Consider the following 14,920-nt stretch of genomic DNA (forward strand, 5'->3'; position numbering starts at 1 on the left):
TTGACACAAGCGCCGGTCATGTTGGGAAACAGCCCGTTGGGAAACAGCCCGTTGGGAAACAGTAGGAAGATACAGGTCAGGTAGCAGGCAGATGGCAAAACGGACAATTGGAAAATTGATCGGGCAGGGTGTAGTCGGATTTTCAATTCTGATGGCCTCCACCTCCCTCTCGCAGGCACAGAGCAGCGACGTTCAGGCCCTGCTGGATCGGATCAACCGACTGGAAGCCGATCTCAACAATGTGCAGAGAAAAGTTTATCAGGGGCAGGATATTCCGCCCCCGGCCAATATCTCTTCGTCCCGGTCCGGCGCTGCGCCGGTTCTTCCGGGCGGTGAGGCTGCGGCGATCCTGTCCAGCCGGATCGACAGTCTGGAAGTGGAGCAACGCCGCCTGACAGGCCTGCTGGAAGAATCCAATTTCAAGATGGATCAGGTGACCCGGCGTCTTGACAAGCTGGTCATGGATGTTGATTTCCGCCTGACAGAGCTGGAACGACAGGCCGCAGCAGGCGGGGCGTCCGGTATGAACGCGAACCCGACTGAGGGCGGCGGTGAAGGGGCCGCAAATGCCGGCTCGGCCAATTCCGGCGCCGCCAATACAGAGGCAGGGACTGCCACGGCCAAAGGCCCTCAGGTGCTTGGAACCTTGCGCATCCCGACAGAGGGCGGAACCTCCCCGGCCAGTGCGGGCGCGGGCGATACGGTTGCCTCTCTGCCCGCGGATCAGTCCAATGTTCAGCGAGACCCTGCGGAACAATATAACTACGCCATTTCACTGGTTCGGCAGGACCGATATGCTGAGGCTGAAAAAGCCTTCGCCGATTTTCTGGCGGCCAATCCAGAACACAGTCTTGCTGGCAATTCCCAGTATTGGCTGGGTGAAACCTTTTATGTTCGCGAAGACTTCCCCAACGCAGCCTCGGCTTTCCTGAACGGGTACCGAAACTATCCCGACAGCAGCAAGGCAGCGGATAACCTGCTCAAGCTGGCCATGGCCCTTGGGCGGATGAACCAGATTGAGGAAAGCTGTGCCTCCTTCCGCCAGTTGGACAAGCAGTTTGACCGCTTGCCAGCGCGTTTGCAGCGGATCGCCGATCGCGAAAAAGAGAAATTCGGCTGTTCCTGAGACCTTGAGCACTGAGCGTGACGGCAAGGATGCCGACCTGACACCCCGTTTCGATCTTCACATGACGGCCTGCCTGAAAGAGGCTGACCCGGTAAAGTGCATTGCCGTCGGGGTATCGGGAGGGTCGGATAGCATGGCGCTGGTGCTGTTGCTGACTGGCTGGTGCCGTTCCCGCAACATAAGACTTGTCGCCCTGACGGTGGATCATGGATTGCGCGGTGAGGCCGCGACCGAGGCGTTGCAGGTGGCGGAATGGCTTGGTGCCCACGGGGTTGAGCATCACATCCTTGTCTGGAAAGGCCCGCATCCTTCCACAGGAATTCAGAAAGAGGCCCGCGCCGCACGCTATCACCTGATGCTGTCCAAATGCCAGGAGATCGGGGCCGGGGTTCTGGCCCTTGGTCACCAGTTGGAGGATCATCTGGAAACCCTTCTCATGCGCCTGTCGAAGGGAAGTGGCCTTGACGGGTTGCCCGGTATGGCCCCCGTATCCACGCGGCAGGGAATTCGCCTTGTCCGGCCGCTACTGGATTTCCGGCGGCAAGCGCTTCGGGATTATCTGATAGCAGCGGGTCAGGACTGGATCGAGGATCCCAGTAATGAAAGCGAGCATTATACCCGCACCCATCTTGGAAAGGTGCTGACGCAGGTGGCGGCGCTGCCCGGTGCCGATCTGGACAGCATGGCGCTTGCCGCCCGGCGCCTTCAGCGTGCCAATCTGGCGGTTGAGCAGGCGGTGGATACGGCCTTTGCCGATTATGTGACAAAAGGACGTTTCGGCAGTCTTGATCTGTCTGCCGCGTTTTTGGGTGCCTTGCCGGATGAGGTGGCGATCAGGCTTTTGACAAGGGTGTTTGCTGCGGTTCGGGGCAGGGATGCCCGCCCCCGACTGACAGCGGTGGAACGCCTTTATGAGCGGTTCCGGACAGCGCAAGGGCCTGTGGCCGGAACCCTTTCCGGGTGCCGCTTCCATCCCCGCAGTCGGGGGTGGCGGGTGTGCCGGGAGGCCGGGCGGAGCGGATTGCCCGTTGTGCCGCTGACAGGTCGGGCACATTACCTTTGGGATGATCGTTTTCTGGTTCGGGATCATGCACCGGATGACATCGCACCGGACGGACTGCCGCTTGAAATCCGGCGAATCGGTCATGAGGGGCGCCTGTTTTTGAAAAATCAGGATATGGGCGGGCCGGAAATGGAGGCCCCTGCCATGATTATTGAAAATCTTCCGGCGATCTGGTGCGGGGACAGGCTGGTATGTGCGCCGCTGATTTCCGGGGTTTCATACCTGCCAAGCGTTGGACAAGGTCGGTTTGAAATGCTATTCAATCAATAAAACACCCTTATTGGACAAGTCGTCGTGGTCCTTGCCTATTGGATAGCGGCGATTTTGACTTATATTGAAGATGTTTCCCGTTATCAGGGTTGGTTTAACAGGTTCGTTCGAGACGATCGGGCGATGATACAAGGAAAGATTTTTCGTGAATCTCTTTGGAAAAAATCTGGTGCTGTGGGTGGTGATTGGACTGCTCGTTGTTGCCTTGTTCAATATATTCAATGACTCGTCCCAGCGCGGCTCTTCGTCATCCATGCCCTATTCCCGCTTCCTGGAAGAAGTGGATGGGGGCAATGTTACCCAGGTGACCATTCAGGGCCAGACCATTAACGGGGAAACCCGCGATGGCCGGACATTTTCCACCTATGCCCCCCAGGACAACACACTGGTTGAAAAGCTGAACCAGCGGAATGTCCTGATCACGGCGGCCCCGGAAGAGGAAGGCAGCCTGCTGATGGCGACCCTTCTGTCCTGGTTCCCCATGCTGCTTCTGATCGGGGTCTGGATCTTCTTCATGCGCCAGATGCAGGGCGGCGGCGGCAAGGCCATGGGTTTTGGTAAATCCAAGGCAAAGCTGCTGACCGAAAAGCACGGCCGCGTGACCTTTGAGGATGTGGCCGGTATCGAAGAAGCCAAGGAAGAACTTGAGGAAGTTGTGGACTTCCTGAAGAACCCCCAGAAATACCAGCGTCTTGGCGGCAAGATTCCAAAAGGCTGTCTGCTTGTTGGCCCTCCGGGTACCGGTAAGACCCTGCTGGCCCGCTCTGTGGCCGGTGAGGCCAACGTGCCCTTCTTCACCATTTCCGGTTCTGACTTTGTTGAAATGTTTGTCGGTGTCGGTGCCAGCCGTGTCCGCGACATGTTCGAGCAGGGCAAGAAAAACGCCCCCTGCATCATCTTCATCGACGAAATTGATGCGGTCGGTCGCCATCGTGGTGCCGGTCTTGGCGGCGGGAATGACGAACGCGAACAGACCCTGAACCAGTTGCTGGTCGAAATGGATGGTTTTGAAGCCAACGAAGGCGTGATCCTGCTGGCCGCGACCAACCGTCCCGATGTGCTGGATCCGGCCTTGCTGCGCCCCGGTCGTTTCGACCGTCAGGTCGTGGTGCCGAACCCGGATATCATTGGCCGCGAGAAAATTCTGAAGGTTCACATGCGGAAGGTGCCTTTGGCCCATGACGTGAACGCCCGGACCATCGCCCGCGGTACGCCCGGTTTCTCCGGTGCGGACCTTGCCAACCTGGTGAACGAGGCCGCGCTTCTGGCAGCCCGGAAATCCCGCCGTCTGGTGACGCAGCAGGAATTCGAGGAAGCCAAGGACAAGGTCATGATGGGCACCGAACGGCGTTCCATGGTCATGTCCGAGGATGAAAAGAAGCTGACCGCCTATCACGAAGGGGGCCATGCCCTTGTCGGGATGCACCTGAAAGCCTCCGATCCGGTTCACAAGGCGACCATCATTCCGCGTGGCCGGGCTCTTGGTATGGTGATGCGCCTGCCTGAAAAGGACAGCTATTCCCTGCGCCGCGATCAGTGTCTTGCCCATCTGGCGGTTGCCATGGGCGGCCGGATTGCCGAGGAAATGATCTTTGGTCATGACGCGGTAACGACCGGTGCGTCCGGCGATATCAAGATGGCCACCGACATGGCCCGTCGGATGGTGACCGAATGGGGCTTGTCCGACAAGTTGGGCCCGCTCATGTACGGTGCCAATCAGGAAGAGGTTTTCCTTGGTCATTCCGTGGCCCAGCAGAAAAATGTTTCTGACAAGACGGCTGAACTGATCGACGAGGAAGTCCGCCGCTTTGTGGAGGAAGGCGAGGAAACCGCCCGCCGCATCCTGACCGACCATGAAGATCAGCTTCACCGGATCGCCAAGGGGCTTCTGGAATACGAAACCCTGAGCGGTGATGAAATCAAGACCCTGATGGATGGGGGAGACCTCAACCGTCCGGAAGATGATGAAACACCCGCCGGTAGCGGCCCAAGTTCCACGGTTCCTGAATCAGACGGGCACAAGAAGCCCGGCTCTGAAGGCACCGGCGGAATGGAGCCGGAACCTCAACCCGGTTCTTAAGGGGACTTCGTATTATGAATTTAACTGCCAAAGGCTCCGCGTTACCGCGGGGCCTTTCCTGTTCTGATCGCATCTATATGGCCCCGTGCTTTGGCGAGGATGCCGCATGGGTTCAGGTGGCTGTCCGGCGGGCGCCGGGCACCGTGTTCCTGTATCGAAGCCTGCGAAAAGAGGCCGAGAACTGGGCCGCCTTTGAAAAGGATCACCGCGAGCGGATTGAGACCTTGCTGGCCCGTACCGATGCGGATGCCGTACGCTCCCGCCTGCCGGGGGATGGCGGCCCTGCGATCATGGGCATTGTGAATGTGACCCCGGACAGTTTTTCCGATGGTGGGGATTTTCTGGACCCGGACAGGGCGTTTGCCCAGGCCAGCCGTCTGGTGGAGCAGGGGGCAACCATTCTGGATATCGGCGGGGAGAGCACCCGCCCCGGTGCAAAGCCGGTTCCCATCGCGGAGGAAATCGCGCGCGTGGTCCCGGTTATCGAGAAATGCGCGGGGCTGGGCAGCCTTCTGTCCATCGATACCCGCAAGCCAGAGGTCATGCAGGCGGCGATTGCTGCCGGGGCGGGCCTGATCAATGATGTCACCGCCCTTGAATATTCGGAAGAAAGCCTGAAGGTGGTGGTCGAGAGTGGGCTGCCCGTTTGCCTGATGCACAGTTCCGCTGACCCCCGCGTGATGCAGGACAATCCGCAATATGATCATGCCCTGTTCGACGTGATCGACTATCTGGAACATCGGGTGCGAAAAGCGGTGTCCGCCGGTGTGGAGCGGGACCGCATACTGGTTGATCCGGGTATCGGTTTTGGCAAGACGCTGGAGCATAACATGCTGCTGATGAAGGGGCTGGCGTTCCTTCACGGGATTGGCTGTCCGGTTCTGCTGGGGGTTTCCCGGAAATCCTTTATTGGTCTTGCGGATCGGCCGGGAGAGGCGAAAGACCGCCTTGGCGGGTCGCTTGCAGCGGCGCTGTATGGCATGCAGGCAGGCGCTCAGATTTACCGGGTTCATGACGTGGCGGAAACCCGTCAGGCCCTTGCCGTGTGGCAGGCGATTGAAAATTCCTTTCTGACAGCTTAGGGTGCTGTTCAACGATGACACAAGACTGCCGGGGTTTGACAGGTCCGGTGATCCCAAGCAGCTTATTGAGGCAAGATGACAAGAAAGTATTTCGGTACCGACGGTATCAGGGGAACGGCCAACAAGGAGCCGATGACAGCGGAAATTGCCCTGAAGGTCGGAAAAGCGGCTGGCAAGCAGTTTACAGGACGCGGCGAATACCGGCACCGGGTGGTGATCGGCAAGGATACGCGGCTTTCAGGCTATATGATTGAGCCGGCCCTGACCGCCGGTTTTACGTCCGTTGGTATGGATGTGATCCTTGTGGGTCCCCTGCCAACGCCTGCCATCGCCATGTTGACCCGCTCGCTCCGGGCTGATCTTGGGGTAATGATTTCCGCCTCGCACAACCCGTTCGAGGATAACGGCATCAAACTGTTTGGCCCGGATGGGTACAAGCTGTCCGATCAGGTGGAACTGGCTATTGAAGCCGACATGGATGATGACAGCAATGTGGTTCTGGCCGATCCGTCGCTTCTTGGCCGGGCGACGCGTCTGGACGATGCGCGCGGGCGGTATATCGAGTTTGCCAAGAGCAGCTTTCCCCGCAACCAGTTGCTGAATGATCTGAAGATCGTTGTGGATTGCGCCAATGGTGCAGCCTACAAGGTGGCCCCGACCGTCTTGTGGGAACTGGAGGCCGATGTCATTTCCATGGGCGTCTCGCCGGATGGGTTCAATATCAACAAGGGATGTGGCTCCACCGCGACCGAGGCCATGTGCCGCCGCGTGGTCGAGGAAGGCGCCCATTTGGGCATTGCGCTGGACGGGGACGCAGACCGCCTGATCATGTGTGATGAAAAGGGGGAACTGATCGATGGGGATCAGTTGATGGCCCTGATCGCGGCAAGCTGGCATGAGCGGGACCTGTTGCGGGGCGGTGGTCTTGTGGCCACCGTCATGTCCAACATGGGGCTGGAAAAATTCCTCAACGGCAAGGGCCTTGATCTTGTGCGCACCAATGTGGGCGACCGGTATGTGGTCGAGCATATGCGGGCCCATGGCTACAATCTGGGCGGTGAACAGTCCGGCCATATGGTCCTCAGTGATTACAGCACAACCGGGGACGGCCTGATTGCCGCCTTGCAGATTTTGTCCGTGATCGTGGATCAGGGCAAACCGGTCAGCGAGGTGTGCCGGAATTTTGACCCATACCCGCAAATCCTGAAGAATGTCCGCTACGCCGATCGGGACCCCATGGGGCTGGAGGCTGTCCAGACCGTGATCCGGGCCGGTGAACAGAGGCTTGGCGATACGGGCCGCCTGTTGATCCGGAAATCCGGGACGGAACCCCTGATCCGGGTGATGGGCGAGGGTGAGGATATTGATCTTGTCACCCATGTGGTGGATGATATCGTCCATGAACTGACGCAGGCTGCGGGTTAATCAAAGAGGTTTCAACATGTTGGGGAAAGTACTCTCCATTGCCGGGTCGGACTCTGGCGGCGGGGCAGGGATACAGGCGGACCTGAAGACCATTCAGGCGCTTGGCGGGTTCGGTATGACCGCCCTGACCGCAATGACGGCCCAGAATACAGAAGGGGTCACCGCTGTTGAGGGGGTATCCCCCGATTTTGTGGTGGAACAGATTCGGGTCGTGATGGATGATCTGGGGGTTGATGCCATCAAGGTCGGGATGCTGCATAGCGCGGCCGTGATCAATGCCGTGGCCGATTATCTGGAAAGTCTGGACAACCTGCCGCCGATCGTGGTGGACCCGGTGATGATCGCCAAGGGCGGCGCCAATCTGCTGTCCGAGGACGCAGAGGATGCCATCATGGGCCGTCTGCTGCCGAAACTGACAACCCTGCTGACCCCGAATATCCCCGAGGCGGAATGTCTGGTCGGCTGGAAAATCGAAACCTTTGAGGATCGGGAAAAGGCAGGCCGGGAGTTGCTGGCCAAGGGGCCGGGCGCGGTTCTCATGAAAGGCGGGCATGCGGAAGGGCCGGTCGTGACCGATCTTCTGGTCCTGCCGGAAGGCAGTCTGCGCTTTGAACATCCCCGTGTCAGCTCCCGCCATACCCACGGTACGGGCTGTACCCTGTCTTCTGCGATTGCGACGGGGCTGGCGCAGGGTCTGCCCCTTGATCAGGCTGTTGAGCGGGGCCTGCGATATGTGGAAATCGCCATTTTGGAAGCGCCGGGATATGGCCGGGGCCACGGGCCCCTGCATCACGGTCACACGGTGCGGGACTTCTAGGTCCCGCCGTTAAAAGAACGTTATATCCTGGTCAGGGGCAGGGGCAGGATCAGGATCAGGCAAACAGGTCGATCGGGATAATGGATTGTCCAATCATCTCCCCGCCGGGATCGGTGGGGGAGGTCCCTTCGGGCGGGCCGTTCTTTTCCGCCAGCATTTCCGTCTGTGCATCCATGAGTTTCTGGGTCGCCGCTGCGGCAACCGCACGGTCCTGCGCCGATGGCTCGGCCGGGGCCAGGGCCGCCTTGATCACCACTTCCATCTTGGCAATGGTGGCGGCCGGATTGTTCGGAATAGGCGCGGTGTCAATCTTCACCTCACCGCCTATGGCATATCGCTGGCCGTTGGGGCCAATCTGATATTCATACCGGGGGGCGCCCGCATACTGGCCGCCGGCAACGGCATGGGCCTGCTCATGGGCACGTACTTCCCGGTCCCGATCTTGCAAGGCGTCAATCTGCTCCTGCTCAGCCTCGCTGAACTCCATCCGGTTGGCGGCTGATTTTTTCGGCTCGCTCTCCGCTTGCGCCGCATCGGCGGTCTTGGCGGTGCTTGCCTGCTCCGGCACAAGGCTGCTTTTATCGTCTTGCGAGGCATTCCCTTGCAGGGCAATCACATTGTCAGGGGAAACCCGCGCAGGAGAGGGCGGGGTCCCTTCCCGGTTTTGTGCCTGAGGCGATTTGGTGACCGCTGCCACGGCATGACTGCCTGATCCCGTCTGGTCACCGTCCCGGACAGCCATGTCCGCCGCCGGGCGGGGCGGATCGTAGACCGGGAAATAGGGGGTGACAGCGGGGATCATGGGACCGGACAGCCAGAAAGAGCGTTAAATCTGAAGGTTCAGCGGATTGCCCGCAGGGCGTCCGGCCTGATCGGTTTCTTCCCCGGCGGCGGGATCGTTACCGTCATTGCCATAAGGGTTGGATGCCGCCTGAACAGCATCGCTGTCGTTCGCGTCAATCACGCCTTGCCCACTGGCGGGGGCAGCATCTGTGTTCGCACCATTGTTGGAGGCGGGAGACGCATCCCGTCTGTCTGTCGGGCGTTCCGCAGCGTTCGGATCGGTTCCTGTGCTGTCAGTCCCTTGCAGGGCGGTGACGGCCTCAAGGCTGATGGCGCCCCCTGATCCGGCAACGGGCGGAATGACATTGGCCCGCGGCTGGTCTTCTGCCGGGCGGGACGGGGCCTCACGCTGTTCTGTCGCCTCCTGCGGGCGTTCTTGGGCACGGACAGGAGCAGATTGAACAGGGGCTGACGCAAATCCGATGGAGAGGGCAGACATAAGGTGACCTTTCAGGAATAGGGGTGCCGTCAAAAAAATCTTCTAATACAGAATAAGATGGTAGAGAAAAAGCGTTAACGTCTTGTTAAGAAATTGACTCAATTTTCGTTAATTCTCCTGCAGGTTGGCCACTTCCGCCGCGAATTGCTTCAATTCGTCTTCGGTGTTGTAATAATGGAAAGAGGCGCGGACGATCGTTTCCAGCCCGCGGCGGTCCATGTCAAAGCGGGTCGATGCCGGGCTGGAGGTGGACACGTTGATCCCGCGGGCGGCCAGTTTTTCCCGAATGTCTTCTGCCGAATACCGGTCGTGGGAAAAGGTCACCATGCCGCCCTTACGGGCGCCGATATCTGTCACGGTAACATGGGGAAGGCGTTCCAGTTCTGCCCGTGCGGCTGCCGCAAGGGAACAGAGCCGTTCGGAACAGGCGGATGGTCCCTGTGCCAGATAGTAATCCACCGCAACGCCCAGCCCGATCACGGCGGCCACATTGAATTCCCAGTTTTCAAAACGCCGGGCATCGGATCGCATTGTGAAAGAATTGGCGCTGGTCCACTTGGCCCCGTGCAGGTCCAGCCACGGCGGGGTAAGCCGGTTCAGGAAGTCACCGCGCACATACAGGAACCCGGTTCCCCGTGGCCCGCGCAGATATTTTCGGCCCGTGGCGGACAGCATGTCACAGCCGATCTTTTGAACATCGAGCGGGATCTGCCCGACCGATTGGCAGGCATCCAGAAGATAGGGAATACCGTGTTTCCGGGCAACTTTTCCCACCTCTTCGGCCGGGTTGATCAGTCCGCCATTGGTCGGGATATGGCTGATGGAAATCAGCTTTGTCTGCGCGTCAATCCGGGCTTCAAGGGCAGCCACATCGATTTGCCCGGCGGCATCGCTGGGAATGACCTCAAGAATAACACCCTTGTCCTGAGCCGCCTGAAGGTAGGTAATGGCGTTACTGGCATATTCGGCTTCTGCTGTCAGGATTTTATCTCCGGCTTGAAGGTTCAGCCCGTGAAAGGCTGTCATCCATGCCGCCGTTGCATTTTCCATCAGGGCAATTTCATCGCGTGAACAGTTCACCATTTCAGCGATGGCATCATAGGTACGCTCGAAGGCGGGCATGGCCCGTTTATGGGCTTCGTATCCGCCGATCTGCATTTCCAGATCCAGATGCTCGACCACGGCCTGATAAACAGGGCTTGGTATCAGGGAGGCACCCGCATTGTTCAGGTGAATACGGGTGCGGGTTCCCGGTGTGTCCTGCCTGACTTTTTCCAGATCAAGGTGTTCGCGTGATGTCATGTTTTCCCCCTGTTTGTTTTCTGTCCGACCGCCTGTTCCCAAAGGCCTGTCCGGTTGTCCGGTTTCATTCTGTTCAAAAAAGGGACGGGGCGCAATTCCCGTCTGGCATGATCTGATTCTTGGCCCGGTTGGTTCCGGGGATTATCACGTCAGGAAGGGAGGTGGCGGGTGAGGCTGGAATAGCTCTCGGAAAGCACGGCATTCCTGTGGTTTTGGAGGGGGGCCAAGGGCGAGAGTCCGCTTGCGTATATTGCTCCGTTTTCAATTCTATTTTCAGGGGTAACGCATGGGAAACTGCGCTTTGCGATGAGGGTGTGCTGTAAATTTTGCACTGCAATAAAAAATCCGTTGACAGGGGGCGGCGGATATCTAGTATCGGCGGCGGGCCACATCCCCCCACCGGGATGCTCTAAACTGGAAGGTTTAGCTAACATGACAGAACTTATGCGTCCGGAGAGACGCCCCAACTCTCCTTTGTTTTCATCCGGCCCGTGTGCGAAACGCCCCGGATGGTCTCTCGAAGCTCTCAATAATGCTTTTCTTGGTCGTTCCCACCGCGCTGCGGAAGGGAAGGCTCGCCTGAAATCCGTGATCGATCTGCAACGCGAACTGCTCGGTATTCCTGCTGATTACCGCATCGGTATCGTGCCGGGTTCCGATACAGGTGCCGTTGAAATGGCCCTGTGGTCCCTGCTGGGTGCGCGTCCGGTGACTGTCCTCGCATGGGAAAGTTTCGGCTCTGGCTGGGCAACCGATGTTGTCAAGCAACTGAAGCTGGACGATGCCGAGGTTGTAACCGCCGGTTACGGTCAGCTTCCTGACCTGAACGCGGTTGATTGGAAACGGGACGTGGTCTTTACCTGGAACGGTACCACATCCGGTGTTCGGGTTCCGAACGCGGACTGGATTGCTGCCGACCGGGAAGGTCTGGCCATTTGCGATGCGACCTCTGCTGCGTTTGCAATGGACCTTGAGTGGGACAAGCTGGATGTTGTGACCTGGTCCTGGCAGAAAGTGCTGGGCGGGGAAGCCGCACACGGCATGATCGTCCTCAGCCCACGGGCCGTTGAACGCCTTGAAAACTACACCCCGGCATGGCCTCTTCCGAAGGTTTTCCGCATGACCAAAGGCGGCAAGCTGATCGAAGGGATCTTCAAGGGTGAAACCATCAACACACCGTCCATGCTGGCCGTGGAAGATGCGTTGGATGCCCTGAACTGGGCGAAAAACCTTGGTGGCCTTGACGGACTGATTGCCCGGACCAATGCCAACGCCAAGGCAATTTCCGATTTTGTCGAGAAATCGGACTGGCTGGATTACCTCGCCGAGAACGAGGCCTATCGCAGCCCCACATCCGTGTGTCTGAAAATTACGGATGACTGGTTTACCGGTCTTTCTGATGAGGATCAGTCAAAGGCGGCAAAGGAACTGGTGTCCATTCTTTCGAAAGAAGGTGTGGCGCTGGATATCGGTGCCTACAGGGACGCTCCGGCGGGTCTTCGGATCTGGGCGGGTGCCACTGTGGAAACAGCCGACCTGGTCGACCTGATGCCCTGGCTTGACTGGGGATATGCTGAACTCAAGAAGAATTTCTCAAATTAATCCTTCCCTCAACAAGGATCAGAAACATGGTAAAAGTACTTATCTCCGACAAGATGAGCCCCAAAGCTGCGGAAATTTTCCGTCAGCGCGGCATCGAAGTTGACGAACTCACCGGTATGTCACCGGAAGAACTGAAAGCCTGTATCGGCAATTATGACGGTCTGGCTATTCGGTCCTCCACCACTGCAACGGCTGAAATCATCGAGGCCGCGACCAACCTGAAAGTGATTGGCCGTGCCGGTATCGGTGTGGACAACGTGGATATCCCAGCGGCAACGGCTGCCGGTATCTGTGTCATGAACACACCGTTCGGAAATGCGATCACCACGGCGGAACATGCCATCGCCATGATGTTCTCCCTGTCCCGTCATATCCCGGCTGCCGATGCGTCCACGCAGGCTGGCAAATGGGAAAAATCCCGCTTCATGGGTGTTGAGCTGTATGGCAAGACCCTTGGCGTGATTGGCTGCGGAAATATCGGTTCAATCGTTGCGGACCGGGCCATTGGCCTGAAGATGAAAGTGGTCGCCTTTGATCCTTTCCTCTCACCGGAGCGGGCGGCTGATCTGGGTGTTGAAAAAGTTGAACTGGACGACCTGTTCGCCCGGGCTGACTATATCACCCTGCATACACCGATCACGGACGGGACCCGGAACCTCATCAACGCGACCAACATTGCCAAGATGAAGGACGGTGTTCGCATCATCAACTGTGCCCGCGGTGGTCTGGTTGTTGAGGAAGACCTGAAAGCCGCCCTTGAAAGCGGCAAGGTTGCCGGGGCTGCGGTTGACGTGTACTCCGTCGAGCCGGCCAAGGAAAACGTCCTGTTCTCCCTTGAGAATGTGGTTTGCACACCGCATCTGGGGGCGTCCACTACCGAAGCTCAGGTCAACGTGGCCATTCAGGTGGCGGAACAGATGGCCGACTATCTGTTGGTCGGTTCTGTGACCAATGCGCTGAACATGCCGTCCGTCACGGCAGAAGAAGCCCCGAAACTGAAGCCTTACATGGAACTGGCCAAGCAGCTTGGCAGTTTCGCAGGTCAGGTAACGGAAAGTGGCCTGAAGAAGGTTCATGTGGAATATGAAGGTCAGGCCGCCGGTCTGAACATCAAGCCGTTGACCGCCATCATTCTTCAGGGTCTGCTGGGTCCGCTCATGGACAGCGTCAACATGGTCAACGCCCCGATCGTTGCCAAGGAACGCGGTATCGACGTGATGGAAAGCATCAGCGACAAGGCGGATGATTACCAGACACTGATCCGTCTGACGGTAACCACCGAACAGCGCAGCCGTGATATTGCCGGAACTCTTTATGGTGACAAGCGTCCGCGCATCGTCAGCATCAAGGGGATCAACATGGAAGCCGAGCTGGGTCCGCACATGCTGTATGTGACCAACCGCGACAAGCCGGGCTTCATCGGTTCGCTCGGATCGCTTCTGGGTGAGGCGGGTGTAAACATCGCCACCTTCCACCTGGGTCGTCACGAAGCGCAGGGCGAGGCGATTGCCCTGATCGAGATAGATTCGTCTCTGGCGGAAGATACCCTTGAGAAAGTCCGTGCACTGCCTCATGTGGAGCAGGTCAAACCGCTGGCTTTCTAGGTTTATTCCTCAAATAATCGCCTTTTGAAGGCACTGGAAAAAGCGGCGTTGTAAAATGCCGCTTTTTCTTGTTGTTCTTGTTGGCATAATGCCGCGAAATATGCTTTATAGGCGCATGTGATGAACAACTATTCTGAAAAAGGGCTGCTGCCTGCCGGACTGGCGGATATGCTGCCACCGACCGCGTCTGCCGAAGCCAGTTATACAGAAGCCCTGATGAAGGTCTTCACTGCGAACGGCTACCTGAGGGTCAAGCCTCCTCTCATTGAATTCGAAGAACATTTGCTGGAAGGTGCCGGTGCGGCGCTGTCCTCCAAGATGTTCCGGGTCATGGACCCCGTTTCCCATCGCATGATGGGAATCAGGACGGACATCACCCTGCAGGTTGCCCGTGTGGCCACGACCCGCATGAAACAGGATCCCCGGCCGCTGCGCCTTTCCTATGCGGGGCAGGTGCTGCGCGTGCATGGTAGCCAGCTTCGCCCGGAACGCCAGTTCACGCAGGCCGGTGTGGAACTGATCGGGGCCTCCGAAATTGCCGCCGATGCGGAACTGATCCTGCTGGCGTCAGAGGCGCTGAACGCCCTGAACATTCCGGACCTGTCCGTTGACCTGACCCTGCCCACACTGGTCCCCGCCATTTGCGAGGAACTGGGTGTGGAAGAGGAAACAGCGGCAAAAGCGCGCCTTGCGCTGGATCAGAAGGATGCGGCGGTTCTGGATGATTTCGGGGATACCTTGTCTCCCATCCTGATGGCGCTGCTGAAGGCGGCAGGCCCGGCGGCGGATGCCATGCGGCAGTTGCGGGCGCTGAACCTTCCGGGGCGGGCCGCAGAGCAGATTGCCGAACTGGATCGCCTTGTCACCCTGCTGACAGAGGCATCGCCCGATCTGGTGATTACCATCGATCCCGGCGAATTCCGCGGTTTTGAATACCAGACCGGTGTCAGCTTCACCCTGTTTGCGCGGAATGTACGCGGCGAACTGGGCCGGGGTGGCCGGTATCATCTGATTGACGGGGAACCGGCGACCGGTTTCACCCTGTTTATGGACAGCATCATGCGCGCTGCACCGCGCAGCAAGGGGCCGAAGCGGTTGTATCTTCCGTTTGGCACCTCCATGGAAACAGGCGCACAGTATCGCGCCGAAGGCTGGATTACGGTTCGGGGGTTGGCCAAGGCCGCATCCGATTCCGAAGAAGCAAAGCGGCTTGGCTGCTCACATGTAGTGAACTCGGGCGACGTAACAGAAGTCGCCTGATTTAGGA

12 protein-coding genes are annotated in these 14,920 nt (G+C 58.5%); 9 read left to right on the top strand and 3 right to left on the bottom strand.

What is annotated here, in order from left to right; all coding sequences use genetic code 11:
• Positions 1 to 91 precede the first annotated feature (91 nt).
• The 6 genes from ybgF to thiD all read left to right on the top strand — a co-directional run bounded on the left by ybgF (position 92) and on the right by thiD (position 7,863).
• A complete protein-coding gene (gene ybgF, locus FQB27_RS08000; protein ID WP_169560384.1) occupies positions 92 to 1,126 on the top strand; it encodes a tol-pal system protein YbgF in 1,035 nt (344 codons plus the stop codon).
• 4 nt (positions 1,127 to 1,130) lie between these two features.
• Positions 1,131 to 2,459, top strand: coding sequence for a tRNA lysidine(34) synthetase TilS (tilS, locus tag FQB27_RS08005; RefSeq protein WP_169560385.1), 1,329 nt, complete (start codon positions 1,131 to 1,133; stop codon positions 2,457 to 2,459).
• Positions 2,460 to 2,604: 145 nt separating this feature from the next.
• A complete protein-coding gene (ftsH, locus tag FQB27_RS08010; protein WP_169560386.1) occupies positions 2,605 to 4,539 on the top strand; it encodes an ATP-dependent zinc metalloprotease FtsH in 1,935 nt (644 codons plus the stop codon).
• 14 nt (positions 4,540 to 4,553) lie between these two features.
• Positions 4,554 to 5,621, top strand: coding sequence for a dihydropteroate synthase (gene folP, locus FQB27_RS08015; RefSeq protein WP_169560387.1), 1,068 nt, complete (start codon positions 4,554 to 4,556; stop codon positions 5,619 to 5,621).
• A 75-nt stretch (positions 5,622 to 5,696) separates the two neighbouring features.
• Complete coding sequence (gene glmM, locus FQB27_RS08020; protein WP_169560388.1) at positions 5,697 to 7,046, top strand: phosphoglucosamine mutase; 1,350 nt, start codon at positions 5,697 to 5,699, stop codon at positions 7,044 to 7,046.
• A gap of 16 nt (positions 7,047 to 7,062) precedes the next feature.
• Positions 7,063 to 7,863 (top strand): bifunctional hydroxymethylpyrimidine kinase/phosphomethylpyrimidine kinase, encoded by an 801-nt coding sequence (gene thiD, locus FQB27_RS08025; RefSeq protein WP_169560389.1) that lies wholly within the window; start codon positions 7,063 to 7,065, stop codon positions 7,861 to 7,863.
• Between the two features lie 55 nt (positions 7,864 to 7,918).
• Here the strand turns inward: thiD and FQB27_RS08030 are convergent, their stop codons facing one another.
• The 3 genes from FQB27_RS08030 to FQB27_RS08040 all read right to left on the bottom strand — a co-directional run bounded on the left by FQB27_RS08030 (position 7,919) and on the right by FQB27_RS08040 (position 10,447).
• Positions 7,919 to 8,665: a putative metalloprotease CJM1_0395 family protein gene (locus FQB27_RS08030; RefSeq protein ID WP_206374450.1), complete on the bottom strand. Its 747-nt coding sequence runs from the start codon at positions 8,663 to 8,665 to the stop codon at positions 7,919 to 7,921.
• A gap of 24 nt (positions 8,666 to 8,689) precedes the next feature.
• Positions 8,690 to 9,145, bottom strand: a complete 456-nt coding sequence (locus tag FQB27_RS08035; RefSeq protein ID WP_169560390.1) for a hypothetical protein — start codon at positions 9,143 to 9,145, stop codon at positions 8,690 to 8,692.
• A 108-nt stretch (positions 9,146 to 9,253) separates the two neighbouring features.
• On the bottom strand, positions 9,254 to 10,447 hold the full coding sequence (locus FQB27_RS08040) for an aminotransferase class V-fold PLP-dependent enzyme (protein WP_169560391.1): 1,194 nt from the start codon (positions 10,445 to 10,447) through the stop codon (positions 9,254 to 9,256).
• Positions 10,448 to 10,879: 432 nt separating this feature from the next.
• Here FQB27_RS08040 and FQB27_RS08045 point away from each other — a divergent pair, with 432 nt between their 5' ends.
• The 3 genes from FQB27_RS08045 to FQB27_RS08055 all read left to right on the top strand — a co-directional run bounded on the left by FQB27_RS08045 (position 10,880) and on the right by FQB27_RS08055 (position 14,913).
• The gene (locus FQB27_RS08045; RefSeq protein ID WP_169560392.1) at positions 10,880 to 12,049 is read left to right on the top strand and encodes a phosphoserine transaminase; all 1,170 of its coding nucleotides are present in this window, start codon (positions 10,880 to 10,882) and stop codon (positions 12,047 to 12,049) included.
• Between the two features lie 26 nt (positions 12,050 to 12,075).
• Complete coding sequence (gene serA / locus FQB27_RS08050) at positions 12,076 to 13,653, top strand: phosphoglycerate dehydrogenase (RefSeq protein ID WP_169560393.1); 1,578 nt, start codon at positions 12,076 to 12,078, stop codon at positions 13,651 to 13,653.
• 120 nt (positions 13,654 to 13,773) lie between these two features.
• Entirely contained in the window at positions 13,774 to 14,913 is a 1,140-nt protein-coding gene (locus tag FQB27_RS08055; RefSeq protein ID WP_169560394.1) for an ATP phosphoribosyltransferase regulatory subunit, read from the top strand.
• Positions 14,914 to 14,920 lie beyond the last annotated feature (7 nt).

It is taken from the genome of Sneathiella chinensis, from assembly GCF_012720115.1.
Classification (GTDB): Bacteria; Pseudomonadota; Alphaproteobacteria; order Sneathiellales; family Sneathiellaceae; genus Sneathiella; species Sneathiella chinensis.

Coding starts and splice junctions, on each gene's coding strand:
- thiD (WP_169560389.1), top strand. CDS start 7,063: ATGTTGGGGAAAGTACTCTCCATTGCCGGGTCGGACTCTGGCGGCGGG.
- FQB27_RS08040 (WP_169560391.1), bottom strand. CDS start 10,447: ATGACATCACGCGAACACCTTGATCTGGAAAAAGTCAGGCAGGACACA.
- serA (WP_169560393.1), top strand. CDS start 12,076: ATGGTAAAAGTACTTATCTCCGACAAGATGAGCCCCAAAGCTGCGGAA.
- folP (WP_169560387.1), top strand. CDS start 4,554: ATGAATTTAACTGCCAAAGGCTCCGCGTTACCGCGGGGCCTTTCCTGT.
- ybgF (WP_169560384.1), top strand. CDS start 92: ATGGCAAAACGGACAATTGGAAAATTGATCGGGCAGGGTGTAGTCGGA.
- FQB27_RS08045 (WP_169560392.1), top strand. CDS start 10,880: ATGACAGAACTTATGCGTCCGGAGAGACGCCCCAACTCTCCTTTGTTT.
- glmM (WP_169560388.1), top strand. CDS start 5,697: ATGACAAGAAAGTATTTCGGTACCGACGGTATCAGGGGAACGGCCAAC.
- FQB27_RS08035 (WP_169560390.1), bottom strand. CDS start 9,145: ATGTCTGCCCTCTCCATCGGATTTGCGTCAGCCCCTGTTCAATCTGCT.
- FQB27_RS08030 (WP_206374450.1), bottom strand. CDS start 8,665: ATGATCCCCGCTGTCACCCCCTATTTCCCGGTCTACGATCCGCCCCGC.
- FQB27_RS08055 (WP_169560394.1), top strand. CDS start 13,774: ATGAACAACTATTCTGAAAAAGGGCTGCTGCCTGCCGGACTGGCGGAT.